This is a genomic window from Jiangella sp. DSM 45060 (assembly GCF_900105175.1).
GTDB lineage: Bacteria > Actinomycetota > Actinomycetes > Jiangellales > Jiangellaceae > Jiangella.
Map to the genome: position 1 here is coordinate 1,149,097 of NZ_LT629771.1, position 23,724 is coordinate 1,172,820.

The window sequence follows — 23,724 nt, forward strand, 5'->3', positions numbered from 1 at the left end:
CACATCCGACCACTCCAGTTCGGAGCCGTTCCATGCTCATCACCCTGTTGCGGACGTACCTGCGCCCGTACCGCCGCTGGCTCGCCGCCGTCGTCGTGCTGCAGTTCATCGGCACGCTGGCCTCGCTGTACCTGCCCAGCCTCAACGCCGACATCATCGACAACGGCATCGCCCGCGGCGACACCGGCTACATCGTCCGCACCGGCGGGTGGATGCTGGCGGCGACGCTGCTGCAGATCACCTGCACGATCGGCGCGGTGTACTTCGGCGCGAAGACGGCCATGGCGTTCGGCCGCGACGTCCGGGCCGCGATCTTCCACCGGGTCGGCGAGTTCTCCGCCCGCGAGGTGGGCCGGTTCGGCGCGCCGTCGCTGATCACCCGCAACACCAACGACGTCCAGCAGGTCCAGATGCTGGTGCTGATGTCGTGCACGCTGCTGGTCACGGCGCCGATCATGGCCACCGGCGGTGTCATCATGGCGCTGCGCGAGGACGTCGGGCTGGCCTGGCTGCTGCTGGTCTGCGTCCCGGCGCTGATCCTCGGCATCGCGCTGATCGTGCGCCGCATGGTGCCCGGCTTCCGGCTCATGCAGGAGCGCATCGACGGCGTCAACCGGGTCATGCGCGAGCAGATCACCGGCATCCGCGTGGTCCGGGCGTTCGTCCGCGAGCGCTGGGAGCAGAGCCGGTTCGCCGTCGCCAACACCGCGCTCACCGACACCGCGCTCTACGTCGGCCGGCTGATGGCGCTGATGTTCCCGTGGGTCATGCTGATCTTCAACGTGTCCAGCGTGGCGGTGCTGTGGTTCGGCGCCGGCCGGGTCGACGACGGGCAGATGCAGATCGGCTCGCTGACGGCGTTCCTGACCTACCTCATCCAGATCCTGATGTCGGTCATGATGGCGACGTTCATGCTGGTCATGCTGCCGCGGGCGACGGTGTGCGCGGAGCGCATCGGCGAGGTGCTCGACACCGAGTCGTCGGTGGTGCCGCCGGCCGACCCGGTGACGACCCTGCCGCGGCGGGTGTCGTTGGAACTGCGCGACGCCGAGTTCGCGTACCCGGGCGCCGAGTCGCCGGTGCTGCGCGACGTCACGTTCATCGTCGAGCCGGGCACGACGACCGCCGTCGTCGGCAGCACCGGCTCCGGCAAGACCACGCTGGTCAGCCTGGTGCCGCGGCTGATCGACGTCACCGCCGGGCAGGTCCTGGCCGGCGGCGTCGACGTCCGCCGGCTCGACCCCGAGGCGCTGCGCGAGCGCATCGGGCTGGTGCCGCAGAAGGCGTACCTGTTCTCCGGGACGGTCGCCAGCAACCTGCGCTACGGCAACCCCGACGCCACCGACGACGAGCTGTGGGAGGCGCTGCGCATCGCACAGGCCGCCGACTTCGTCGAGGAGATGCCGGAGGGGCTGGACGCGCCGATCGCGCAGGGCGGCACCAACGTGTCCGGCGGGCAGCGGCAGCGGCTGGCGATCGCCCGCGCGCTGGTCCGCCGGCCCGACATCTACCTGTTCGACGACTCGTTCTCGGCGCTCGACCTCGCCACCGACGCCCGGCTGCGGGCGGCGCTGCGCCCGCACACCACGGACGCCGCGGTGGTCATCGTCGCGCAACGGATCTCCACCATCATCGACGCCGACCAGATCGTCGTGCTCGACGACGGCGCCGTCGTCGGGCTCGGCACGCACGCCGAGCTGATCGAGACCTGCCCGACCTACGCCGAGATCGTCGAGTCCCAGCTGAGCGCGGAGGAGGCCGCATGAGCGCGTCCAGGTCCACGACGACGGCCGCGCCCGCACGGCCGGCGGGTGGCCGTCCCGGCGGCGGCCCGCCCGGCATGGCCGCGATGGCCGGCCCGCCGCAGAAGGCGCTGAACTTCGGCCCGTCGGCGAAGCGGCTGATCGGCCGGCTGGCGCCGGAGCGGGCCGGCGTCGCGCTGGTGATCGTGCTGGCCGTGATCAGCGTCGCGCTCAACGCGATCGGCCCGCGGCTGCTCGGGCACGGCACCGACCTCATCTTCCAGGGCGTCATCGGCCGGCAGCTGCCCGCCGATGTCAGCAAGGAGCAGGCGGTCGAGGGCCTGCGCGCCGGCGGCCAGGACACCTTCGCCGACATGCTCGCGCACATGGACGTCGTGCCCGGCCAGGGTGTCGACTTCGACGCGCTGCGGACGGTGCTGCTCGGCGTGCTGGCGCTTTACGTGGGCGCGTCGCTGTTCATGTGGCTGCAGGCGTACCTGCTCAACACCATCGTGCAGCGGACGGTGTTCCGGCTGCGCTCCGACGTCGAGGACAAGATCCACCGGCTGCCGCTGAAGTACTTCGACGCCAACGCCCGCGGCGACGTGCTCAGCCGCGTCACCAACGACATCGACAACGTGTCGCAGAGCCTGCAGCAGACCATGAGCCAGCTGCTGAACTCGCTGCTCACCGTCATCGGCGTGCTGGTGATGATGTTCTGGATCTCGCCGCTGCTGGCGCTGATCGCGCTGGCGACGATCCCGCTGTCGCTGCTCGTGACGGCGCTGGTCGCGAAGCGGTCGCAGAAGCAGTTCGTCGCGCAGTGGGCGCACACCGGCGCGCTGAACGGGCAGATCGAGGAGGCCTACACCGGCCACGCGCTGGTCAAGGTGTTCGGCCGGCAGCGCGAGGTGGAGCAGTCGTTCGCCGGCAAGAACGAGGAGCTGTTCCAGGCCAGCTTCGGCGCCCAGTTCGTGTCCGGGCTGATCATGCCGGCGATGTTCTTCCTCGGGAACCTCAACTACGTCGCCATCGCCGTCGTCGGCGGCCTGCGGGTCGCGTCCGGGTCGATGAGCCTCGGCGAGGTGCAGGCGTTCGTCCAGTACACCCGCCAGTTCACCCAGCCGCTCACCCAGCTGGCGTCGATGGCGAACCTGCTGCAGTCCGGCGTCGCGTCGGCCGAGCGGGTGTTCGAGCTGCTGGACGAGCCCGAGCAGGTGCCCGACCCGGCCGCGCCGGCGACGCTGGGCGGCCCGGCCCGCGGGCGGGTCGAGTTCGAGCACGTCACGTTCAGCTACGACCCCGACCAGCCGCTGATCGAGGACCTCTCGCTGGTGGCCGAGCCGGGCCGCACGGTGGCGATCGTGGGACCGACCGGCGCGGGCAAGACCACGCTGGTCAACCTGATCATGCGGTTCTACGAGCTGCAGGGCGGGCGCATCACCATCGACGGCCGCGACATCGCCGACCTCAGCCGCGACGAGCTGCGCTCCAACATCGGCATGGTGCTGCAGGACACCTGGCTGTTCGGCGGCACCATCCGCGAGAACCTCGCCTACGGCGACCCGTCGGCGCCGGAGGAGCGCATCCGCGCCGCGGCCGAGGCCACCTACGTCGACCGGTTCGTGCACTCGCTGCCCGACGGCTACGACACCGTCATCGACGAGGAGGGCGACAACATCAGCGCCGGTGAGAAGCAGCTGCTCACCATCGCGCGGGCGTTCCTCGCCGACCCGTCCATCCTCATCCTCGACGAGGCGACGTCGTCGGTCGACACCCGCACCGAGGTGCTCGTCCAGCACGCCATGGCGGCGCTGCGCAGCGACCGCACCAGCTTCGTCATCGCCCACCGCCTCTCCACCATCCGCGACGCCGACCTCATCCTCGTCATGCGTGACGGCGCCATCGTCGAGCAGGGCTCGCACACCGAGCTGCTGGAGCGGCGCGGAGCATACTTCGACCTGTACAACAGCCAGTTCGCGCTGCCCGCCGTCGACGAGTAGGGGGACACCGTGGCGAAGAAGGACGAGCGGCTTCCGAAGAAGATCTACGAGAAGGAGCTGTTCCGGCTGCAGGCGCAGCTGGTGACGTTGCAGGAGTGGGTCCGCCAGGAGGGCGCCCGCGTCGTCGTGGTCTTCGAGGGGCGCGACGCGGCCGGTAAGGGCAGCACCATCAAGCGGGTCACGCAGTACCTCAACCCCCGCATCGCCCGCATCGCCGCCCTGCCGGCGCCGACGGAGCGGCAGCGCGGCCAGTGGTACTTCCAGCGCTACGTCGAGCACCTGCCGGCCGCCGGTGAGATCGTCCTGTTCGACCGCAGCTGGTACAACCGCGCCGGCGTCGAGCGGGTCATGGGCTTCTGCACGAAGGAGGAGTACCAGCGCTTCCTCAGCCAGGCCCCGACGTTCGAGCGGATGCTGGTCGAGGACGGCATCCTGCTGCGCAAGTACTGGTTCTCGGTGAGCGACGCGGAGCAGGAACGCCGGTTCCGGTCGCGGCTGGAGGACCCGATGCGCCGGTGGAAGCTGTCGCCGATGGACCTCGAGTCGATCAGCCGCTGGGAGGACTACTCGCGCGCCAAGGACGACATGTTCGTGCACACGGACATCCCCGAAGCGCCGTGGTACGTGGTCGAGAGCGAGGACAAGCGGTCGGCGCGCATCAACATGATCGCGCACCTGCTCTCGACCATCCCGTACCACGAGGTGCAGCGCCGGCCCCTGGAGCTGCCGCCGCGGCCGGCCGCCAAGGGGTACGAGCGGCCGCCGCGCGAGCTGCAGACCTACGTGCCCGACCACGCGGCCTCGCTCAGCTGAGCTCCGGCAGCTCGACGCCGTGGTCGAGCAGCGCCTGGGCGCAGCCGGCCCAGTCGCCGGCGATGCCCGGTTCCTCGTTGTTCCGCGACGCCCAGGCGAGGGTGCCGACGACGGTGTCGCCGAAGCCGTGCACGACGGCGGGGTCGGCGCCGTGTTCGAGCAGGAAGCGCGCCAGCGCCGCGTCGCCGCGGAAGACCGCGTGGTTCAGGGCGGTGGCGTTCCAGTCGCCGCCGGGGTGGTCGATCGGCCAGCCGGCCTCCACGAGGAGCCGGACGGCGTCGGCGGCGCCCTCGCCGGCGAGGTCGGGCAGCAGCCGCCGCCGGCCGTCGTCGAGGGTGTCGACGAGTCCGGGATGCGCGGCGAGCAGGTTCCGGGCAGCGGCGCCGTCCCCGCTGGCGCAGGCGGTGATCAGGTCGTCGAGGGGCGTGCCGTCGGCGTCGTCGGCCGGCAGCAGCGCCGCCGCCTCCGTCAGCCCGAACCGCAGCGCCAGCCGGTGCGCGCCGACCCCGTCCGGCGTGACGGCGCGCGGGTCGGCCCCGGCGTCGAGCAGCAGCCGCACGTAATGCGTCGAGCAGCGCCGCCGCAGCGCGAACAGCAGCGGCGTCCCCCACGACGGCGACGGCTCGTCAGCGTCGCCGCCGTGCTCGAGCAGCAGCCGCAGCACCCCGGCGTCGTCGTGGTCGGCGGCGGCGTACATGGCGTTCGTGCCGGTGACGGTCGCGCCGGCGGCCAGCAGCAGCCGGGCGCACTCGCGGTCGCCGAGTGAGTGGTACAGCGACTCGCCGTCGTCCGGGTCGGCGCCGGCGTCGAGCAGCAGCGTGGTCAGCTCGTGGTCGTGGGTGACGCCCGCCGCGCCGTACAGCGCCGTCACCGGGTGCTGCCCGCCCGCGGGGACGACCGCCTGGTTCGGGTCGGCGCCCGCGGCCAGCAGCGCGCGGGAACAGGCGCGGAGGCCGCCGGCGAATTCCGGCAGCCGCACCAGCGACGAGTGCGCGACGGCGAGCAGCGGCGGCAGGCGCAGCGTTCCGCCGGACCGGTGCACCCAGCCCGGATCCGCGGCGATCGCCGCCTCGACGGCCGCGATGTCGCCGGTCGCGGTGGCGATGCCGCCGGCAGCGGCCGCGGTGCCGGCACCCTCGCGGACGGCGCGTAGCAGGCGGGCTGCCTCGACCGGCCGGGCGGCGTGCGTGCCGCCGATGGTGTCGCCCGCGTACACCAGCCGCAGCCAGTGCTCGGCCGTCACCCCACGGACCTCCTCGACGTGGCGCCGCAGGGCGGCCCAGGACGCGAAGCCGTACTCGCGGGCGACGCAGGACTGCGCGTCGCGCAGCCGTGGCGCGGTGGTGTGCGGCCCCGTGGCGTGCGGCAGGGTGGCGCGGAACCGGGCGGCGGCCGCCGGATCACCGTCGTGGTAGCCGCGCAGCAGCTCTTTGGCCTGCTTCTTCAGGTGGCCGAGGTCGGGTCGGGCGGGTAGCTCGGGCATCGAGTCCTCCGTGCGCGAGAGCGCCGATGGTCCGCACACTCGGCTGCACAAAGGCTCGGACGTCGACCTGTGCTGACGGAGTGGGTTCGACCCTGCCCGCGGACCCGGACGCGGCTCCGGCCGCGCTGGCAAGCAGTCTACGCGCCCGGTGCGGCCTTGCCAGATCGGCAACGAATCTTGCCGTCCGGGCGCGGCAGGCGCATCCTGGCAGTATGACTAATGAGAACCGTTACGACGTAGTGGTGGTCGGCGGCGGGCCGGCCGGGCTGAGCGGCGCGTTGACGCTCGCGCGTGCGCGGCGGTCGGTGCTGGTCGTCGACGCCGGTGAGCCGCGCAACGCGCCGGCCGGCGGCGTCCACAACTACCTGGGCCGCGAGGGCGCCGCGCCGGGCGAGCTGTACCGCATCGGCCGGTCCGAGATCGCCGGCTACGGCGGCAAGTTCGTCGATGGCGCGGCGGCCGAGGTGACCGGCACGGCCGGCGACTTCACCGTCCGCCTCGACAGCGGCGCGACGGTGCGGGCGCGGCGGATCCTGCTGGCCACCGGCGGCGTCGACGAACTGCCGGACGTGCCCGGCGTGCGCGAGCGGTGGGGGCGCGACGTGCTGCACTGCCCGTACTGCCACGGCTGGGAGGTGCGCGACCGCGCGATCGGCGTCCTGGCGACGTCGGCGGCGTCGGTGCACCACGCGCAGCTGTTCCGGCAGTGGTCCGCCGACGTCACCCTGTTCACGCACACCGCGCCGGCCCTGGACGACGCGCAGCTGGCCGACCTCGCCGGGCGCGGCGTGCGGGTGGTCGAGGGGACGGTCGCGGCGCTGCGGATCGAGTCCGACGAGCTGACCGGCGTCGAGCTCGACAGCGGCCTGGTCGTCCCCGCCGACGCCGTCGTCGTCGCGCCGAAGCCGGTCGCGCGGGTCGGGATGGTCGCGGGCCTCGGCCTGACCGCCGTCGAGCAGGAGCGCGGCGGCATCATCGCGGGCACCTCCCTCACCGTCGACCCGATGGGCGGCACCTCGGTGCCCGGTGTCTGGGCGGCCGGCAATGTTGCCGATGTGTTCGCCACAGTGATCAAGTCCGCATCGGCCGGTGTCGACGCGGCCGCCATGATCAACATGGATCTCGTCAATGCTGGGATCTACTCGCCGGCCGCCGTGGCCGCCGCAGCGAGCTGAGGCAGGTAGTCGTCGAGCATCCACGGGATCGACAGCACCGTCGGCGCGGAGCTGGCGGTCACGTAGTCCTCGCCGGCGATCGGGGCGAACGCGCCCGCCGCGACGGCCGGGAGCTGCGCGTACGCCGGGTTCGCCGCGAACGCGTCGGCCGCCGACTGGTCGTTGAACCAGCCGATGAACACGTCGGCCTCGATGTCGCCCGCCAGCTCCGGCGACACGTAGTAGTACACGCCGTCACCCTCCGCGTGCTCGTCGACGTACGGGGTGAGGGTCATGCCGAGGTCGGTGAGCAGCCGCACCCGCACGTCGTCGGACGTGTAGAGGGCGAGCTGCGCGCCGTCCTCGGCGCCGTAGGCGAAGGTGGTGCCGGCCAGCTCCGGGAACTCGTCGGTGCGGGTGGCGAGGTACTCCTCGGTCTCGGCGACCAGTTCGTCGGCCTGCGCGGACCGTCCCAGCGCCGCGCCGATGATCGTCGTCTGGTCCTGCCAGGACGTGCTCCACGGCGCGTCCGGGTAGGCGACCGTGGGTGCGATGGCGCTGAGGGTGTCGTACTCCTCCTGCGTGAGCCCCGAGTACACGGCGACGATGACGTCGGGCTGCTGCTCGGCGATCGCCTCGTACGGGATCTCCTCGCCGGAGGCGTTCGGCAGCAGCTCCGGCAGCTCGGCATCGCCGAGGTTCTCGCGCACCCAGGGCAGCACGCCCTCGTCGTCGCCGCCGTAGTCGAAGAACGGCATCGCCACCGGGACCACCCCGAGTGCCAGCACCGCGTCCTGGTTCGACGGCCCCCACGTCACCACCCGCTCCGGCGCCTCCTCGAGCGTGGCGGAGCCGAGCGCGTGCTCGATGGTGACGGGGAACTCGCCCCTGCCGGCGGCGTTGGTCTCGTCGCCGCTCCGGCCGTCGTCGCCGCCCGAGCGGTCGTCGTCGGAGCCGCAGCCGACGAGGGCGGCGCCGAGCAGCAGAGCGAGCAGGAACGTCGGAAGGCGTCGAGAAGTCACCCGGCTAAGTTAGCTCAGGCAAACCTAACTTCGCATCTTCGGGCCCGCCGGCCGTCCCGTCCGAGGGCAGCGTTCACCGGCCCCGAACCGGCGAGGCCGGGGCCGGTGCTCGTCGGCTCAGGCAGTGACCGTGCCCGTGAGCCGGCAGGCGTCGGCCCAGCGGGCGGGGTCGGCGGTGCCGCGCGGCTCGACCAGCCGGGCGCAGTCGGTGATGGTCAGCTCGAGCAGGTGGTGCAGCATGGCGTCGGGGTCGGTGACGCAGGCGTTGGCGACGCCCTCGACGGCGCAGCGGACGGCCGTGGGCGCCGCGTAGCGCTGGAACCCCTTCATGGTGGTCTGCTCGCCCTCGGCGAAGTCGTACGCCCACCGGGCAGCGACCGGGACCTTGGCCAGCGCGTCGCGGCTGCGCTCGGTGAGCGTGCCGGCCGGCCGGTGGTCGAGGTCGTCGAGGATGCGCTCGGCCGACAGCAGCGCGACCGCCAGCACCCGCTGACGTTCCGCCGACGCCACCGGCAGGGCCGTCTGGGCGACCCGGAGCGTGATGTGGACGTCCATGCGCGGGTCGTCGGAGTCGACCCCGATGACCATGGGGACCAGCGGGGCCAGTTGCGGCCGGCGCTCGTCGGAGATGGCGTCGTTCACCAGCCGGGCGACCGCGGCCAGCAGCGGATGCGTGCAGGACGGGTGGTCGCTCCATCGCTCGCCGGCGAGGTAGGACGCGAATTCCATGAAGCACGCGCCCTTGCGTGCGTTGCGGTGTTTGCCCTTCGAGAGCACCGGCAGCATGCCTGGTGCGTCGTTGTGGAGACCGGACATGGATGCACCCCGAGAGTCTTCGGCGGGTTGTGTGCTCACCATCTTGCTCCTGTTCACGCCTGGATTCCACTGCTTTGCGCCGTGCTTTTCGGCCGGCGGGCGGGCGCGTCAGGAGGTGCGCCGGGCCTCCTCGGCGACGAGCGAGGCGGCCGTCGCGAGCCGCTCGCGTTCGGTCGTCGTCAGTTGCGGATCGGCGCCGCGGCGGGCCGTCGCCGCCGCGAGGTGATCGAGCGGCCCGCCGCCGGCGGCGGCCAGGAACGGTCCGATCAGTGCCGCCGCGACGGGCGCGAGGGCGGCGTCCGTACCCACGCTGACCTGGGCCAGGATCAGCGCCGAGTACACGACGTCGAGGTCGGCGGGGCCGTCGGTGGCGTTGCGCCAGTCGATCAGCACCGGCCCTTCCGGCGTCAGGACCACGTTGCCGGGGTGCAGGTCGAGGTGGACGACGGTGCCGGCGGCCGGGCCGGCGGGGCGTGCGTGACCGGACGGCGGGAGGGCGTGCAGGCGGTGGTGCAGCCCGGCCAGGATCGTGGCGGCGTCGGCGGCCGTGCGGTCGCCGTCGAGAAGGGCCTGGAGCAGCGTCGGGCCGGCGAGATGATCGAGGACGAGGTCCGGACCAGTGGCCTCGTGGACGGCCGGCGCGGGGAAGCCGTGGGCGCGGACGTGCGTCATGACGGCCGCCTCGGACGCCGCGGACGCGCCGTCGCGGTAACGGCGCAGCACCCGGCCGCCGTCGATCGCGTAGACGTCGGCGGTGCGGCCGGCGCCCACCAGCGCCAGGCCCGTCACGTCCGTCATGGCTCAGTAGCCGCGGACGTGGTCGATGCGGACGACGGCCGCGGCCGAGTACTGGTGCGAGAAGGCCTCGGCGCTGCCGCTGACGCGGGCCATGTCGGGCCCGTACTTGGCGGCGTACTCGGGCGACTCGTGCGCCGGCGGGACGTCGTCGCGGAACTCCGCCCGCCCGGTGAGCACGATGACGTCGTCGCCACTGGCGTCGCTGTTCAGGTGCAGCGCGACTTGCGGCCGCTCGTCCAGCCAGTCGAGCCGCCTGGCGTGCCGGTCGTTGTAGATGACGACGTCGTCGCCGACGCGGGCGAACCACACCGGGTTCGGCTGCGGGGTTCCGCTGGGCGCGACCACCGTGAGCCAGATGACGCGGTCGTCGCGCAGGCGGTCGTGCACGCGCCGGCCGAACGCGGTGTCGATCGCGGGGAACGGGCGGGCGTCGGTCATGGATCCGAGGGTAGGCGGGTGCGCTGACCGGTGCGGGCCGCCCGCCGCGGGGAGTGGCCGGCGGGGCGGGCGTGGCCGGTGTGGCGAGCCGGTGGCGGTGGCCGGCGTGGTGGGCGTGGTCGGTGTGGCGAGCCGGTGGCGGTGGCCGGCGTGGTGGGCGTGGTCGGTGTGGCGAGCCGGTGGCGATGGCCGGTGGGCTGGCGGGGCGGTGGGGCTGGCGTGGTCGGTGTGGCGTGCCGGTGGTGGTGGCCGGGTGGGCGGGCGTGGTTGGTGTGGCGTGCCGGTGGTGGTGGCCGGGTGGGCGGGCGTGGTTGGTGTGCCGGTGCCGGTGCCGGTGCCGGTGCCGGTGCCGGTGGTGGTGGCCGGGTGGGCGGGCGTGGTTGGTGTGGCGTGCCGGTGGCGGTGGCCGGGTGGGCGGGCGTGGTCGGTGTGGCGAGCCGGTGGCTGTGGCCGGAAGGCGGGCGTGGTGGTGGGGCTGGGCCGGTCGGCGCGGCTGGGCGCACAATGGCGGCATGGCGACGGCGGAGTTCGAGGCGCTCCTCATCGACGACGACGGCCCGGGCTGCGGCTTCGCGCTGCCGTTCGACCCGAAGGCGGCGTACGGCAAGGCGCGGGCGCCGGTCCTGGTGTCCGTCAACGGCACGCCGCCCTTCCGCACGACGGTCGCCGTGTACGGGGGCGCCGGCTGGATCGGCCTGCGCAAGGCCCAACGCGCCGACCTCGGCGTCGACGTGGGCGACACCGTGCACGTGGCGATCGAGCCGGACGACCAGCCGCGCGTCGTCGACGTGCCGCGGGAGCTGAGCGCGGCGCTCGCCGCCGACCCCGCGGCGCTGCGTGCCTACGAGTCGATGTCGTTCTCGCACCGCAAGCGCTACGCCGACTGGATCGCCGAGGGCCGCAAGCAGCAGACCCGCGACGAACGTGCGGCCAAGGCGGTCCGCATGATCACCGACGGCGACCGCACGCCTTGAGCCGGCGCGCCCAGGGCACGACACGGCGACCGGACGCCCGGGGCTCGGCCGGGTGACGGCGCACGGGCAGCCTCCGGCATCCGGCGGTGCGGCCGACGCGGTGGCGTGGTGGGGGTGCGTGGGTGGGTTGTGGCCTCCCGGGGGTGTGGTCGGGGTCCGGTGGGAGGTTGGCGTGTGGGCGTGCGGCCGCTGGGTGGTGTGACCGACGCGGTGGCGTGGTGGGGGTGCGTGGGTGGGTTGTGGCCTCCCGGGGGTGTGGTCGGGGTCCGGTGGGAGATTGGCGTGTGGGCGTGCGGCCGCTGGGTGGTGTGACCGACGCGGTGGCGTGGCGGCGACGCCCGTGGGTGGGCTGGGGCATCCGACTCGTGCGCGTGACCGGGCGCCGTGGCCGACGCGGCGGCGTGGTGGCGGTGTGTGGGTGGGCTGCGGCCTCCGGCGGGCGGTGGTGGCGCGCGTGGTGGGCTGCGGCATCCGACGCGTGCGCGAGGCCGGGCGCGTTGGGCGGCGCGCGGGCGGCCTCCGGCAGCGGCGTCGGGGCGGGGGTGGGGGTGCATCAGGGCGCCTCCTTCCCGGAATCGGCGGCGGCGCCGGCGATGAGGTAGGCCTGCGGCCGCTTCTCGTCCTGCCGCGGTGCCCGGACCAGGCGCGCGTCGACGGTGAAGGAGGCGGCGGTGAGGAGGGCGGCGATGTGGTCGGGCGGGAGCCGATAGGCATCGACGTCGACGGGGTGGCCGTAGGCGTGGTCGACCCGGACGCGTTCGTCGCCCACCTGGAAGGCGAGCAGCAGGTGCCCGCCGGGGCGGAGGACGCGGCGGAACTCGGCGAAGACGCCGGGAAGCAGCTCGGGCGGCGTGTGGATGATGGAGTACCACGCGACCAGGCCGGCGAGGCCGCCGTCGGGGAGGTCGAGGGCGATCATGGAGCCGACGGTGAACGCGATGCCGGGGTGGGCCGCCCGGGCGACGTCGATCATGGCGGGGGAGAGATCGATGCCGGCGATGTCGAGACCGCGGTCGCGCAGGTAGCCCGTGATGCGCCCCGGCCCACACCCCACCTCCACGACCGGCCCGGCCGCCACGACCGGCTCAGCGCCGGCCCCGGCACCCACCAGCGACGCGAACGCGTCGAGCATCGCGCGGTCGAACGGCTCGGTGGCGAGATGGCCGCGCAGCGTCTCGGCATACGACGCGGCGACGGTGTCGTAGGCGGCGCGCGTGGCGGTGACGAAGTCGGGTTCGATCATGGCCGGGACGGTACCGGCCGGGTCCGACAGCGTCGGACGGGGCGGCAGAAGGCAGGCGTCAACGAAGGTTGACAACCAAAGGCTGTCAGCTTATGTTGACAGCATGACCGGATCGGAAGCACGAGAGGCGGTCGACGCCGCGGCGGGGGCCGTCGACCCGGACCCGAGGGTCGGGTTGCGGGCGGTCGCGGCGCTGCGCCGGCTGGTGGAGCGGCTCGAGGCGCTGCAGGTCCAGAGCGCCCGCCGCCAGGGCTGGTCCTGGGAGGAGATCGGCGCCGCCCTCGGCGTCAGCAGGCAGGCCGTGCACAAGAAGCACACGAGGAGGTAGCGATGTTCGAGCGGTTCACCCTGGGGGCCCGGCACGCCGTGATCGGGGCGCAGGAGGAGGCCCGCGAGCTGCGGCACGGCTGGATCGGCACCGAGCACGTCCTGCTGGCGCTGCTGGCCACGCCCGACGCGCCGGGGGTGGCGACGTTGACGCGGCTGGGGGTGACGGCGGAGCGCGGCCGCGCCGCGGTGGTGGCGGTCGGCGGCGGGGGAGCGCCGCTGGGCGACGAGGACACCGAGGCGCTGAAGACGTTCGGCATCGACCTCGACGAGGTGCGCCGGCGGGCCGAGGAGGCGTTCGGCGAGGGCGCCCTGGACGAGCCGCTGGAGTCCGGCCGCGGCAAGCGGTTCGGCGTCTTCCGCCGCGGCAAGCAGGCCGACGGCCGCCTGGGCCACATCCCGTTCGCGCCGCGGGCGAAGAAGGCGCTGGAGCTGTCGCTGCGCGAGGCCATCGCCCGCAAGGACGGCTCCATCGGGACGCAGCACATCCTGCTCGGCCTGCTGCGCAGCGACGACCAGCAGACGCTGGCGGTGTTCGAGCGGCTCGGCCTCCGGCCGCGCGCCGTCCGCGAGCAGGTCCTCGCCGACCTGCGCGCGGCCGCCTAGGGAGTGTCTGACGGATCATGGGAGCCAGGTGAGTAGCGCGGCGAGGTGGAGTGCACCAAGGTAGTTGCGGGCGTGCTTGTCGTAGCGACTGGCCAGGCCGCGCCAGTGTTTGAGCTGGCAGAAGCCGCGTTCGACGACGTTGCGTCGCCGGTAGAGGGTCTTGTCGAACCCGACCGGGCGCCCGCCGGCTGAGCCGCGGCGGCGTCGGTTGGCCTGCTGATCGGCCGGTTCTGGAATGGTGTGGGCGATGTTGCGGCGACGGAGCAGTTCCCGGTTCGCGCGCGAGCTGTAGCCCTTGTCGGCCAGCACGTAGTCCGGCCGGGTGCGTGGCCGCCCGCCTGCGGGCCTGGCCACCCGTAATCCGGCCATGAGCTGCGGGAACTGGGTGGTGTCGTTGACGTTGCCCGCCGTCAGGTGCAGCACCAGCGGCCGGCCCCGCCCGTCGACGAGTGCATGGATCTTGGTGGTCAGCCCGCCCCGGGACCGGCCGATCGCATGATCGGCCGGCTCGGCCACCACCGCGGCGACGGGGTGATCGCCACGCGAACACCTGTCATTCGGTCCTGCCCCCCGCGTCCGGCGCCGGTGCGGGCCCGGACACGGTCGCGGCGTTGCCACCCACACGCCGAGCCGACGCCCCGTGCTGGTGCACCCGCACCAGCGAGGAGTCCACCGCGACCAGCCAATCCAACTCGCCCCGAGCATCAGCATCGGCCTGCGCCGCGGCCAGCAACCGCGCCCACGTGCCATCCGAACTCCACCGATTGAGCCGCTCATACGCGGTCTGCCACGGCCCGAACCGCCCCTGCGGGATCTCCCGCCACGCTGCCCCGGTCCGGAACTTCCACGCGATCGCCTCGATCACCTGCCGGTGATCACGCCACCGCCCACCCCGCCGAGGCGTCCGGTCCGGCAGCCGCGGCTCCAACCACGACCACGCCTCATCCGACAACACCCGCCGCTCAACCACACCCAGCATCTTGGACCGAACAAAGACCAAGATCCGTCAGACACTCCCTAGGCGGGAACGAGCCGGAAGACGGGGTGCCGGCCGGCCTCGGCGGCGAACGCTGCCGGCGGGTCGGCCGGGCGGGCGTCGAAGTACGGACGGGTGACCGGCTCTGCCCGCGCGTACGCCTTCAGCACCGCGCCGGCCTCGTCGGGCCCGCACTCGACCAGCGAGTACGCGCCGTGCCAGCGGCCGCGGCGCAGCGACACCTCGCCGGCCGCGCGGGCGTTGAGCACCCAGTCGACCGCACCGTACGGCGCGACGAGGTAGCGCCGTCCGTCGTGCTCCATGACGCGCACCGGCGTGCTGCGCGGCCGTCCCGACGTGCGCCCGCGCACGGTGAGCAGGGCGTACGGCGGCACCAGCCCGGCTTTCAGCGCCGGCCCGAACAGTGCGTTGCCGAGCCGGCGGGGCAGCGTCGTCCGATACGTCTTCGCCATCGGTCCATCATCGCGGCGGAACGGAGCCGAGCCAACGCTGCAGCAGCGCGGTCAGCGCGACCGGCGCGTCGAGCTGGACGAGGTGCCCGGCGCCCTCGATCAGCTCCAGCCGGGCGCCGGGGACGAGGCCGGCCAGCCGGTGCGCGCGGTCGACGGGGATCCAGGTGTCGGCGGTGCCCCACGCGACCAGCGTCGGCACGGCGATCGTCGGGTACAGCGGCTCGATCTCGTCGGTGTGCGCCTGGTCGGCGGCCGCGATCTGCCGGTAGAACGCCCGCTGCCCCTCGGCGCCCAGCCACGGCGTCGTGAGCATCGACGACTGGGACTCCGTCAGAGCTCCGGCCGCCGCGCCCGCGACGTACGCGCGCAGCAGCGCCTCGTGCATCGCCGCCGGCAGCGCCTCGAAGACGGACGGATGCGAACCGACCAGCCGGTAGAACGGCGACCCCCACGGCGCCAGCGCGACGACGTCGATCAGGGCGAGCGACGCGACGGGCGCGCCGTGCAGCAGGTGCGCCCGCAGGCCGGCCGCGCCGCCGATGTCGTGCGTCACCAGGTGCGGCGGCGGGCCGCCCCAGAGCCGCAGCAGGTCGGCCAGCAGCTCGCCCTGGACCGCCAGCGAGACGTCGTGACCGTCGTCCTTCGACGAGCGCCCGTACCCGGGCATGTCCCACAGATGAACCGTGTACTGGCTGCTCAGCGCGTCGGCGTACGGCTCCCAGAGCGCCGACGACCACGGCGTGCCGTGGCAGAGGACGAGCGGGGGACCCGAACCGCGCCGGCTCCAGTGGACCCGGCGGCCCCGCCAGGGGTACTCATGCGTCTCCATTCCGGACGAGTCTAGGATCGTGGTCGTACCGTTCGGCCGGGGTGCCCCGCGTGGGCTGAGATCACACCCGCCGAACCTGATCCGGGTCATGCCGGCGCAGGGAGACCGACGGAGGAGCTGACGCGACTCATGACACCCACGATCCTCACCGTGGCTGGATCCGACCCGTCCGGCGGTGCGGGCATCCAGGCCGACCTCAAGACGTTCTCGGCGCTCGGGGCGTACGGCGGGGCCGTCCTCACGGCGCTGACGGCGCAGAACACCCGCGGCGTCACCGGCGTGCTCCCGGTGCCGGCGAGCTTCGTCACCGAGCAACTGGACGCGCTCTTCGCCGACCTCGACGTCGCCGCGGTGAAGGTCGGCATGCTGGGCGGCGCCGACGTCGTCGAGGCGGTGGCCGACGCGGCCCGCCGCCACGGCATCCGGCACCTCGTCGTCGACCCGGTGATGGTCGCGACGTCGGGCGACCGGCTGGTCGACGACGCGACGGTCGAGGCCATCCGCGACCGCCTGCTGCCGCTGGCCTGCGTCGTCACGCCGAACCTGCCCGAGGCCGCGGCGCTGCTCGGGCTACCCGCCGTCGCGCCCGAGGAGGCGGCCGACGCGGCCGCCGAGCTGCACGCGAAGGGGCCGGCGGCGCTGGTCAAGGGCGGGCACGCGGCCGGACCGGACGCCGTCGACGTGCTGGCCGACGACGACGGCCTGCTGGAGCTGCGCGAGCGCCGGGTCGAGACGGCCAACACGCACGGCACCGGCTGCACGCTGTCGTCGGCGATCGCCGCCGGCCTGGGGCACGGGCGGCCGCTGCGTGACGCCGTCCGCGACGCGAAGACCTACCTCACCGAGGCGCTGCGCGCCGCCGACCAACTGCACGTCGGCACCGGTCACGGACCGGTGCACCACTTCCACGCCTGGTGGACTCCGGAAGGGACCCCCGCATGAGCTTCTCCGCCGACGCCTGGGCCGCCGCCGCGCCCTGGTACGACGCCATCCGCGCGCACCCGTTCGTCACCGGCCTGGCCGACGGGACGCTGGAGCGCAAGACGTTCCTGCGCTACATCGCCGACGACGCGCACTACCTGTCCCGCTACGCCCGGGCGCTGGCGACCACCGCGGCGCGCTGGCCGGAGCCCGAGCAGGCCGCCGTCATCGCCCGGTTCGCCGCCGGCGCCGTCGACGCGGAGCGGCAGCTGCACGAGGCCCTGTTCGCGGAGGCCGGGGCGTCGCTCGACGACGCCGTCGGCGCGGTGGAGCCGACGCCGACCTGCCTCGCCTACGTCCACACCCTGCAGGCCGACGCCACCATGGCGCCCGCCGGGGTGGCGCTGGCCGGGCTGCTGCCGTGCTTCCGCGTCTACACCGAGGTCGGCCGCGAGCTGGTGACGGTGCTGTCGGCGGAAGGGGGCGACGCGCACCCGTACGAGGCGTGGCTGCGCACCTACGGCGACCCCGCGTTCGAGGCCGACACCAGGCGGGCCGAGTCGTTCGCCGACGAGCAGGCCGAGCGGCATCCGGGCACCGTCGCGGCCATGCACGACGCGTACGCGCGGGCGACCCGGTTCGAGTGGATGTTCTGGGACGCCGCCTGGCGTGGGGAGACGTGGCCGGATCCCGCGTAATCTGGACGAAACGAACCGGCCACCTTACGACAGCCGGGTGCGCTCTGGGTTTACGTGGCGTTACACTCGGTCGCACCCGGGCCCAGTGTCGCGCTCGTCACACCACGCCCGACACACCCGGAGGTCTAGTCCACCGTGACCAAGCCCGTCGTACTCATCGCCGAAGAGCTCTCGCCCGCCACCGTCGACGCGCTCGGGCCTGACTTCGAGATCCGCAAGGTCGACGGCGCCGACCGCGCGGCCCTGCTGCCGGCCATCGTCGACGTCGACGCCATCCTGGTCCGCTCGGCCACCAAGGTCGACGCCGAGGCCATCGCCGCGGCGAAGAAGCTCAAGGTCATCGCCCGTGCGGGCGTCGGCCTCGACAACGTCGACGTGAAGGCCGCCACGCAGGCCGGCGTCATGGTCGTCAACGCGCCCACCTCCAACATCACCAGCGCCGCCGAGCTGGCCATCGGCCTGCTGCTGGCCACCGCCCGCAACATCGCCCCGGCCGACAAGGCGCTCAAGGGCGGCGAGTGGAAGCGCAGCAAGTACTCCGGCGTCGAGCTGTACGAGAAGACGGTCGGCATCGTGGGCCTCGGCCGCATCGGCGTCCTCGTCGCGCAGCGGCTGTCGTCGTTCGGCATGAACGTCATCGCGTACGACCCCTACGTGCCGGCCGCGCGGGCCGCGCAGATGGGCGTGCGCAGCGTGTCGCTCGACCAGCTGCTCGAGGAGAGCGACTTCATCACCGTCCACCTGCCGAAGACGCCCGAGACCGTCGGCCTCATCGGCGAGCAGGCGCTGCGCAAGGTGAAGCCCACGGTGCGGGTCATCAACGCCGCGCGCGGCGGCATCGTCGACGAGCACGCGCTCGCCCTGGCGCTCAAGGAGGGCAGGGTCGCCGGCGCCGGCATCGACGTGTTCGCGTCCGAGCCGACCACCGAGTCGCCGCTGTTCGACTTCGAGTCGGTCGTCGTCACGCCGCACCTCGGCGCGTCCACCGACGAGGCGCAGGAGAAGGCGGGCGTGTCGGTGGCGAAGTCCGTCCGGCTGGCCCTCGCCGGCGAGCTGGTGCCCGACGCCGTCAACGTCAAGGGCGGCGCCATCGCCGAGGACGTCCGGCCCGGCATCCCGCTGGCCGAGAAGCTCGGCCGCATCTTCACCGCGCTGGCCGCCGGCGTCGCGACGCAGCTCGACGTCGAGGTCCGCGGCGAGATCACCGCGCACGACGTGAAGATCCTCGAGCTGGCCGCGCTGAAGGGGGTCTTCGCCGACGTCGTCGAGGACCCTGTCTCCTACGTCAACGCGCCGCTCATCGCCGCCGACCGCGGGGTCGAGGTCCGGCTGGTCACCGACGAGGAGTCGGCCGACTACCGCAACCTCGTCACGCTGCGCGGCGTGCTCGCCGACGGCCGCACGGTGTCGGTGTCGGGCACGCTGTCCGGGCCGAAGCACGTCGAGAAGATCGTCGAGGTGCTGGGCTACGACATCGAGGTGGTGCCGGCCGAGCACATGGCGTTCCTGCGCTACACCGACCGCCCCGGCATCGTCGGCACCGTCGGCCGCGTGCTCGGCGAGGCCGACGTCAACATCGCCGGCATGCAGGTCAGCCGCACCGGAAAGGGCGGCCAGGCGCTCGTCGCCATGACCGTCGACCAGGCCGTTCCCGGCCAGGTGCTCGACGACATCGTCGCCGCCATCGGCGCCGAGTGGGGCCGCACCGTCGACCTCGACGGCTGACACCCGCCAGACCTACCGGACTCCCGTCGCGCCCGCGGTGGCGCGGCGGGAGTTCGCGCGTGTGGGTCTCGAATCCTGAGATAGGCCGCCATTCCGCGAGACGAACTGCGAGGCGCTCCATATGCTAGGACGACCGAGTACATCAGTGGAGAGCGCCATGACCGAAGAACAGCAGCAGGCTCTGGAGGCCCGGCACGCGTTGCAGGAGGCCATCGACCGTCGCGACAACGGCGGCGAGTACGGCCGGAGTGAGCTCTCCATCACCAGCCGCTGACCAGCACCGACGCGGCCCGCGTCCGAATCGCGGGACGCAGGTGCCATCATGTGGACGACGGTCGTACGGTGTGGCTCATGTCGCGCAGTCTCAACCTGGCAGTCATCCCGGGTGACGGGATCGGTACCGAGGTCGTCACCGAGGGCCTGAAGGTGCTCGACGCCGTGCTGGCGGGCACCGACGTCAAGGTCGGCGCCACCACCTACGATCTGGGCGCCAAGCGCTGGCACGCCACCGGCGAGACGCTGCCCGACACCGTGCTCGAGGAACTGCGCGGGCACGACGCCATCCTGCTCGGCGCCGTGGGCGACCCGGACGTGCCGAGCGGGGTGCTGGAGCGCGGGCTGCTGCTCCGGCTGCGCTTCGAGCTCGACCACTACGTGAACCTGCGACCGTCCCGGCTGTTCCCGGGCGTCGCCACCCCCCTGAGCGACCCCGGCGACGTCGACTTCGTCGTCGTCCGCGAGGGGACCGAGGGGCCGTACGTCGGCAACGGCGGCGCGCTGCGCGTCGGCACCCCGCAGGAGGTCGCCAACGAGGTCAGCGTCAACACCGCGTTCGGCGTCGAGCGGGTCGTGCGCGACGCGTTCGCCCGCGCCCAGGCCCGTCCGCGCCGGAAGCTCACCTACGTGCACAAGCACAACGTGCTGGTGCACGCCGGGCACCTGTGGCGGCGCACGGTCGAGCGGGTCGGCCAGGAGTACCCCGACGTCGCCGTCGACTACCTGCACGTCGACGCGGCCACGATCTTCTTCGTCACCGACCCCGGCCGGTTCGACGTCATCGTCACCGACAACCTGTTCGGCGACATCCTCACCGACCTCGCGGCCGCCATCACCGGCGGCATCGGCCTCGCGGCCAGCGGCAACGTCAACCCCGACCGCACCGCGCCGTCGATGTTCGAGCCGGTGCACGGCTCCGCGCCCGACATCGCCGGCCAGGGCGTCGCCGACCCCACGGCCACCGTGCTGTCGGTGAGCCTGCTGCTCGACCACCTCGGGCTGTCCGAGCAGGCCGCCCGCATCGTCGACGCCGTCGCGGCCGACCTGAGCGAGCGGGGGACGGCGGCGCGCCGCACGGCCGAGATCGGCGACGCGCTCGCCGCCCGCGTCACGGCCTGACGCCGCCCGTGGCGTAGAGCGCCTCGACACTGCCGGACGGGTAGGACTTCGCGCTGCGCAGCGTGAGGTCCTGGCGCCCGGCCAGGTCGGCGAACATCGAGCTGCCGCGGCCGAGGAGCACCGGGCTGATCTTGAGCCAGTACTCGTCGACGAGGCCGGCCGCGGCCAGCGCGCGCAGGGTCTTGACGCCGCCGAACGCCACGATCGCCGCGCCGGAGACGTCCTTGAGCCGGCGGACCCGGTCGGCGCCGTCGCCCGCGGCAAGCCGCGAGTTCGGCCAGACGCTGACGTCGAAGCCCTCGTCGGTCGACAGCACGACCTTCGGGGTCGCGTTCAGCCAGGCGGCCATGGGGCTGTCGACCTTGGTCCAGTACGCCTCCATGTCGAGGAAGGTCTGGCGGCCGACGACGATGGTGTCGGCGGCCGAGCGGAACCGCCCGGCCAGGTCGTTCTCGAGCTCGGGGTCGTCGGCGATGAAGTCGAGCGAGGCGAGGTCGTCGTACGGTCCCGCCATGTAGCCGTCGACGGTGACGTTGCACGACACGATCAGGGAACGCATGGGTGTCTCCTCGGGATGGTGACTCGGCTCCAGCGTGCTACAGCAGGAGCAGGAGCTGAACGGCCAATAGGACGTCGATCACGCCGCACCACTCGGCGAACGAGCGCGCGACCACCGCGTCGCGCGCGAGGTGGACGAAGTCCCACACGCCGTGCAGGAACCAGCCGGCCGCCACCACGACGACGCCGAGGCCCGGGTGCGTGGCGAGCAGCGCCAGCCCGGCGATCGTCAGCGCGCCGAAGCCGGCCAGGCCGAACGCCTGCACGCGGAAGCAGCCGTCCCGGCGCAGCCGGCCGTCGGCCACGCCCCAGGCCAGCACGGCGAGCGCCAGCGTCGACAACACGACGGCGGGCGAGACGAGGTCGAGGGTGCGCGCGACCACGACGACCGCGACGGCCGAGACGACCACCGGCCAGGTCGCCCGGCGCCGTCCCAGCTTGGCGACGGTCAGGTAGGCGAGCGGCAGCATCATCAGGGCGTCGCCGAGGCTGCCGGCGAGCACGCCGGCGGCCGGCGCGCCGCCGAGGAAGCCCGGGATCGAGATGGCGACGGCGAGCGCCGTGGGCCACCGCGCCGCGACGCGCCGCAGCGCGCCGGTCTCCGGTGTGATCAGGTCGGTGTCCATGCGGCCACCCTGCCGCGACGGCCGCGCAAGGCGGCCGTGCAGATGTCACCGGTTGACGGTGCGGATCGCTCGGCACCAGCGGCCCGCCGAGATCCCGCCATGACGACGCGTTCTCGATCTTGACACCCCCTTGTCACAGCCACTTATATGTGACATGGCACAAATCGGAACCTCCGGACATGGGAGACAGACGTGGTCAGAGCCCGCAGGTTGCTCGCCGTCCCCGCCGCGCTCGCGCTGACCGCGACCGCCGCGGTCGCCACCAGCGCGGGGGCCGGCGCCGACGAGCCAGGCATCGTGGTCGAGAACGGCGTGACCCAGCCGGTCTTCGGTTATGACGACGCGATCCGCGAGCGCGTCTTCATCACCTCGCCGTACGACTCGGACGCGAACGGCGAGCTCGACGTCATCGCGATCGACATCATGCGCCCGGCCGCCAGTGAGCAGGGGCTGGACGTCCCGGTGATCATGGACCCGAGCCCGTACTACTCGACGCTCGGCCGCGGCAACGAGTCGGAGCTGAAGGTCGACCTCGACGGCGACGGGCTGCTGGATCGCTGGCCGCTGTTCTACGACAACTACTTCGTGCCGCGCGGCTACGCCGTGGTGCTCATGGACATGATCGGCACGAACAACTCGACCGGCTGCCCCACCGTGCACGACGACTCGGACAACCTGTCGCCGAAGGTGGTCATCGACTGGCTGAACGGCCGCATCCCCGGCGTCGACAAGGACGGCAACGCCGTCGTCGCCGACTGGCACAACGGGAAGACGGGCCTCATCGGCAAGTCCTACGACGGCACGCTGGCGAACGGCACCGCGGTGTCGGGCGTCGAAGGGCTGACGACGATCGTGCCGATCAGCGCGATCTCCAGCTACTACGACTACACCCGCAGCAACGGCGTCGTGCAGCGCGGCAACAACTACCTCGCCAGTCTCGCCAACACGGTGACGAACCCGGACCGCCGCGACCACTGCCGCCCGGTCCGCGACTTCCTGTCGGCCAACGACGGCGACGAGACCGGCGACTACACGCCGTTCTGGCACGTCCGCGACTACAACCGCGACGTCGACAAGGTGAAGGCCAGCGTGTTCGTCGTGCACGGCCTGAACGACGAGAACGTCCGCCCCGACCACTTCAGCAAGTGGTGGTACGGCCTCGCCGAGAACGACGTGCCGCGCAAGCTCTGGCTGACCCAGACCGGCCACATCGACCCGTTCGACTTCCGCCGCGAGGCGTGGGTCGACGAGATCCACAAGTGGTTCGACTTCTGGCTGTACGACGTCGAGAACGGGATCATGGACGAGCCGATCGTCGACATCGAGCGCGCCCCCGACGTGTGGGAGACGGCGAACGACTGGCCGATCCCGGGCTCGCGTCCCACCCGCGTCTGGCTGGATCCGCACCCGGGCGCGGCCGGCGGCCTCTCCGTCATCCCGAACCGCCCGCTCGACCCGACGCTGAGCTTCACCGACGACCCGGCCCAGCGCGAGACGGCGATGGTGTCGAACGAGGAGACGGTGACGCCGAACCGGCTGGTCTACCTGTCCGACCCGCTGACGGCGCCGCTGCACATCTCCGGGACGCCGACGGTCCAGCTGCAGGCCACGGTGAACGCCGAGGACACCAACTTCGGCGCGATCCTGGTCGACTACGGGCCGGCCGAGCGGGTGCAGCGGGCCGGCGACGGCGTCGTCACGGGCACCGTCGAGGACTGCTGGGGTGCGACGGCCACGTGGGGCGGCTACGCGGAGGACGCCTGCTACAAGGAGGTGCACAAGCGGGTCGCGCTCACCCAGCGCGAGGTCGTCACGAAGGGGATCGTCGACGGCGTCAACCTGGACGACTACAGCACGCCGACGCCGCTGGTGCCGGGTGCGACGTACGACGTGGAGTTCCCGCTGCTGCCGGAGGACTACGTGTTCCCGGAGGGGCACCGCATCGGCGTGATCATCGTCGGCAGCTACCGCGACTACGGCAGCCAGGCCGACCCGAACCGGGCCACGATCTCGGTGCTGCCGCAGCGCAGCCTCATCGAGCTGCCGATCGTCGGCGGCCGGGCCGCCGCCGGGAGGGCCGGACTGGAGTGAAGGCGTCACGAGG

General features: G+C 73.0%; 23 protein-coding genes and 1 riboswitch. Of the genes, 12 read left to right on the forward strand and 11 right to left on the reverse strand.

The features are described 5' to 3' along the window. Positions 1–32 precede the first annotated feature (32 nt). The 3 genes from BLU82_RS05135 to ppk2 are packed head-to-tail and all read left to right on the forward strand — an operon-like array spanning position 33 to position 4,558. Entirely contained in the window at positions 33–1,766 is a 1,734-nt protein-coding gene (locus tag BLU82_RS05135; protein WP_092616499.1) for an ABC transporter ATP-binding protein, read from the forward strand. Next, positions 1,763–3,745 (forward strand): ABC transporter ATP-binding protein, encoded by a 1,983-nt coding sequence (locus BLU82_RS05140; protein ID WP_092616503.1) that lies wholly within the window; start codon positions 1,763–1,765, stop codon positions 3,743–3,745. The genes BLU82_RS05135 and BLU82_RS05140 overlap by 4 nt, the downstream gene beginning before the upstream one ends. Positions 3,746–3,754: 9 nt before the next feature. Next, on the forward strand, positions 3,755–4,558 hold the full coding sequence (ppk2, locus tag BLU82_RS05145; protein ID WP_092616506.1) for a polyphosphate kinase 2: 804 nt from the start codon (positions 3,755–3,757) through the stop codon (positions 4,556–4,558). On the opposite strand, the gene BLU82_RS05150 is transcribed toward ppk2, so the two are convergent. Continuing rightward, a complete protein-coding gene (locus BLU82_RS05150; protein ID WP_092616509.1) occupies positions 4,551–6,041 on the reverse strand; it encodes an ankyrin repeat domain-containing protein in 1,491 nt (496 codons plus the stop codon). The genes ppk2 and BLU82_RS05150 overlap by 8 nt on opposite strands. A gap of 212 nt (positions 6,042–6,253) precedes the next feature. Between BLU82_RS05150 and BLU82_RS05155 the strand changes: the two genes are divergently transcribed. After that, positions 6,254–7,216: an NAD(P)/FAD-dependent oxidoreductase gene (locus BLU82_RS05155; protein WP_092616513.1), complete on the forward strand. Its 963-nt coding sequence runs from the start codon at positions 6,254–6,256 to the stop codon at positions 7,214–7,216. Here the strand turns inward: BLU82_RS05155 and BLU82_RS05160 are convergent. From BLU82_RS05160 to BLU82_RS05175, 4 genes are all read right to left on the reverse strand, one after another. Continuing rightward, entirely contained in the window at positions 7,180–8,217 is a 1,038-nt protein-coding gene (locus BLU82_RS05160) for an iron-siderophore ABC transporter substrate-binding protein (RefSeq protein WP_092616516.1), read from the reverse strand. The genes BLU82_RS05155 and BLU82_RS05160 overlap by 37 nt on opposite strands. A gap of 117 nt (positions 8,218–8,334) precedes the next feature. Next, positions 8,335–9,033: a hypothetical protein gene (locus BLU82_RS05165; protein ID WP_197682744.1), complete on the reverse strand. Its 699-nt coding sequence runs from the start codon at positions 9,031–9,033 to the stop codon at positions 8,335–8,337. Between the two features lie 108 nt (positions 9,034–9,141). Beyond that, on the reverse strand, positions 9,142–9,831 hold the full coding sequence (locus BLU82_RS05170) for a phosphotransferase (RefSeq protein ID WP_092616523.1): 690 nt from the start codon (positions 9,829–9,831) through the stop codon (positions 9,142–9,144). A 3-nt stretch (positions 9,832–9,834) separates the two neighbouring features. After that, positions 9,835–10,269, reverse strand: coding sequence for a TIGR03667 family PPOX class F420-dependent oxidoreductase (locus BLU82_RS05175; protein ID WP_092616526.1), 435 nt, complete (start codon positions 10,267–10,269; stop codon positions 9,835–9,837). Positions 10,270–10,781: 512 nt separating this feature from the next. Between BLU82_RS05175 and BLU82_RS34005 the strand changes: the two genes are divergently transcribed. Further along, positions 10,782–11,243: a YdeI/OmpD-associated family protein gene (locus BLU82_RS34005; RefSeq protein WP_157740591.1), complete on the forward strand. Its 462-nt coding sequence runs from the start codon at positions 10,782–10,784 to the stop codon at positions 11,241–11,243. 553 nt (positions 11,244–11,796) lie between these two features. Here BLU82_RS34005 and BLU82_RS05185 read toward each other — a convergent pair. Continuing rightward, positions 11,797–12,486, reverse strand: coding sequence for a class I SAM-dependent methyltransferase (locus BLU82_RS05185; protein ID WP_092616535.1), 690 nt, complete (start codon positions 12,484–12,486; stop codon positions 11,797–11,799). A gap of 103 nt (positions 12,487–12,589) precedes the next feature. On the opposite strand from BLU82_RS05185, the gene BLU82_RS05190 reads away from it, so the two are divergent. Both BLU82_RS05190 and BLU82_RS05195 read left to right on the forward strand, forming a co-directional pair. Next, positions 12,590–12,814 (forward strand): hypothetical protein, encoded by a 225-nt coding sequence (locus BLU82_RS05190; protein ID WP_092616538.1) that lies wholly within the window; start codon positions 12,590–12,592, stop codon positions 12,812–12,814. A gap of 2 nt (positions 12,815–12,816) precedes the next feature. Next, positions 12,817–13,419, forward strand: coding sequence for a Clp protease N-terminal domain-containing protein (locus BLU82_RS05195; protein ID WP_092616541.1), 603 nt, complete (start codon positions 12,817–12,819; stop codon positions 13,417–13,419). Between the two features lie 15 nt (positions 13,420–13,434). Here the strand turns inward: BLU82_RS05195 and BLU82_RS36250 are convergent. The 3 genes from BLU82_RS36250 to BLU82_RS05210 all read right to left on the reverse strand — a co-directional run bounded on the left by BLU82_RS36250 (position 13,435) and on the right by BLU82_RS05210 (position 15,697). Next, positions 13,435–14,398 (reverse strand): IS5 family transposase gene (locus tag BLU82_RS36250; protein ID WP_370246194.1). Its coding sequence is split into 2 segments (ribosomal slippage): positions 13,435–14,023 and positions 14,022–14,398, totalling 966 coding nucleotides; the frame shifts between segments, so codons are not numbered across the junction. Between the two features lie 38 nt (positions 14,399–14,436). Next, on the reverse strand, positions 14,437–14,868 hold the full coding sequence (locus tag BLU82_RS05205) for a nitroreductase family deazaflavin-dependent oxidoreductase (RefSeq protein ID WP_092616544.1): 432 nt from the start codon (positions 14,866–14,868) through the stop codon (positions 14,437–14,439). Between the two features lie 7 nt (positions 14,869–14,875). Continuing rightward, positions 14,876–15,697 (reverse strand): alpha/beta fold hydrolase, encoded by an 822-nt coding sequence (locus BLU82_RS05210; RefSeq protein ID WP_092616547.1) that lies wholly within the window; start codon positions 15,695–15,697, stop codon positions 14,876–14,878. A gap of 27 nt (positions 15,698–15,724) precedes the next feature. Further along, a riboswitch (TPP riboswitch) is annotated at positions 15,725–15,818 on the forward strand. An 8-nt stretch (positions 15,819–15,826) separates the two neighbouring features. Between BLU82_RS05210 and thiD the strand changes: the two genes are divergently transcribed. From thiD to BLU82_RS05230, 4 genes are all read left to right on the forward strand, one after another. Then, complete coding sequence (gene thiD, locus BLU82_RS05215; RefSeq protein ID WP_092616550.1) at positions 15,827–16,639, forward strand: bifunctional hydroxymethylpyrimidine kinase/phosphomethylpyrimidine kinase; 813 nt, start codon at positions 15,827–15,829, stop codon at positions 16,637–16,639. Next, entirely contained in the window at positions 16,636–17,316 is a 681-nt protein-coding gene (locus BLU82_RS05220; protein ID WP_092616552.1) for a TenA family protein, read from the forward strand. The genes thiD and BLU82_RS05220 overlap by 4 nt, the downstream gene beginning before the upstream one ends. 135 nt (positions 17,317–17,451) lie before the next feature. Continuing rightward, positions 17,452–19,041, forward strand: coding sequence for a phosphoglycerate dehydrogenase (gene serA / locus BLU82_RS05225; protein WP_092616555.1), 1,590 nt, complete (start codon positions 17,452–17,454; stop codon positions 19,039–19,041). Between the two features lie 351 nt (positions 19,042–19,392). Beyond that, complete coding sequence (locus BLU82_RS05230) at positions 19,393–20,436, forward strand: 3-isopropylmalate dehydrogenase (RefSeq protein ID WP_092625465.1); 1,044 nt, start codon at positions 19,393–19,395, stop codon at positions 20,434–20,436. On the opposite strand, the gene BLU82_RS05235 is transcribed toward BLU82_RS05230, so the two are convergent. Together BLU82_RS05235 and BLU82_RS05240 are read right to left on the reverse strand one after the other, a co-directional pair. Further along, the gene (locus tag BLU82_RS05235; protein WP_092616559.1) at positions 20,426–20,995 is read right to left on the reverse strand and encodes a dihydrofolate reductase family protein; all 570 of its coding nucleotides are present in this window, start codon (positions 20,993–20,995) and stop codon (positions 20,426–20,428) included. The genes BLU82_RS05230 and BLU82_RS05235 overlap by 11 nt on opposite strands. 37 nt (positions 20,996–21,032) lie before the next feature. Beyond that, a complete protein-coding gene (locus BLU82_RS05240) occupies positions 21,033–21,620 on the reverse strand; it encodes a hypothetical protein (RefSeq protein WP_092616562.1) in 588 nt (195 codons plus the stop codon). 192 nt (positions 21,621–21,812) lie between these two features. On the opposite strand from BLU82_RS05240, the gene BLU82_RS05245 reads away from it, so the two are divergent. Next, a complete protein-coding gene (locus tag BLU82_RS05245; protein WP_092616565.1) occupies positions 21,813–23,711 on the forward strand; it encodes a Xaa-Pro dipeptidyl-peptidase in 1,899 nt (632 codons plus the stop codon). Positions 23,712–23,724 lie beyond the last annotated feature (13 nt).

What these genes read in the sequence shown, in the direction of transcription:
- BLU82_RS05135 (WP_092616499.1), top strand. Translation starts at nt 33, where the DNA reads ATGCTCATCACCCTGTTGCGGACGTACCTGCGCCCGTACCGCCGCTGG.
- BLU82_RS05140 (WP_092616503.1), top strand. Translation starts at nt 1,763, where the DNA reads ATGAGCGCGTCCAGGTCCACGACGACGGCCGCGCCCGCACGGCCGGCG.
- BLU82_RS05150 (WP_092616509.1), bottom strand. Translation starts at nt 6,041, where the DNA reads ATGCCCGAGCTACCCGCCCGACCCGACCTCGGCCACCTGAAGAAGCAG.
- BLU82_RS05155 (WP_092616513.1), top strand. Translation starts at nt 6,254, where the DNA reads ATGACTAATGAGAACCGTTACGACGTAGTGGTGGTCGGCGGCGGGCCG.
- BLU82_RS05165 (WP_197682744.1), bottom strand. Translation starts at nt 9,033, where the DNA reads ATGTCCGGTCTCCACAACGACGCACCAGGCATGCTGCCGGTGCTCTCG.
- BLU82_RS05170 (WP_092616523.1), bottom strand. Translation starts at nt 9,831, where the DNA reads ATGACGGACGTGACGGGCCTGGCGCTGGTGGGCGCCGGCCGCACCGCC.
- BLU82_RS05175 (WP_092616526.1), bottom strand. Translation starts at nt 10,269, where the DNA reads ATGACCGACGCCCGCCCGTTCCCCGCGATCGACACCGCGTTCGGCCGG.
- BLU82_RS34005 (WP_157740591.1), top strand. Translation starts at nt 10,782, where the DNA reads ATGGCGACGGCGGAGTTCGAGGCGCTCCTCATCGACGACGACGGCCCG.
- BLU82_RS05185 (WP_092616535.1), bottom strand. Translation starts at nt 12,486, where the DNA reads ATGATCGAACCCGACTTCGTCACCGCCACGCGCGCCGCCTACGACACC.
- BLU82_RS05190 (WP_092616538.1), top strand. Translation starts at nt 12,590, where the DNA reads ATGACCGGATCGGAAGCACGAGAGGCGGTCGACGCCGCGGCGGGGGCC.
- BLU82_RS05195 (WP_092616541.1), top strand. Translation starts at nt 12,817, where the DNA reads ATGTTCGAGCGGTTCACCCTGGGGGCCCGGCACGCCGTGATCGGGGCG.
- BLU82_RS05205 (WP_092616544.1), bottom strand. Translation starts at nt 14,868, where the DNA reads ATGGCGAAGACGTATCGGACGACGCTGCCCCGCCGGCTCGGCAACGCA.
- BLU82_RS05210 (WP_092616547.1), bottom strand. Translation starts at nt 15,697, where the DNA reads ATGGAGACGCATGAGTACCCCTGGCGGGGCCGCCGGGTCCACTGGAGC.
- thiD (WP_092616550.1), top strand. Translation starts at nt 15,827, where the DNA reads ATGACACCCACGATCCTCACCGTGGCTGGATCCGACCCGTCCGGCGGT.
- BLU82_RS05220 (WP_092616552.1), top strand. Translation starts at nt 16,636, where the DNA reads ATGAGCTTCTCCGCCGACGCCTGGGCCGCCGCCGCGCCCTGGTACGAC.
- BLU82_RS05230 (WP_092625465.1), top strand. Translation starts at nt 19,393, where the DNA reads ATGTCGCGCAGTCTCAACCTGGCAGTCATCCCGGGTGACGGGATCGGT.
- BLU82_RS05235 (WP_092616559.1), bottom strand. Translation starts at nt 20,995, where the DNA reads ATGCGTTCCCTGATCGTGTCGTGCAACGTCACCGTCGACGGCTACATG.
- BLU82_RS05240 (WP_092616562.1), bottom strand. Translation starts at nt 21,620, where the DNA reads ATGGACACCGACCTGATCACACCGGAGACCGGCGCGCTGCGGCGCGTC.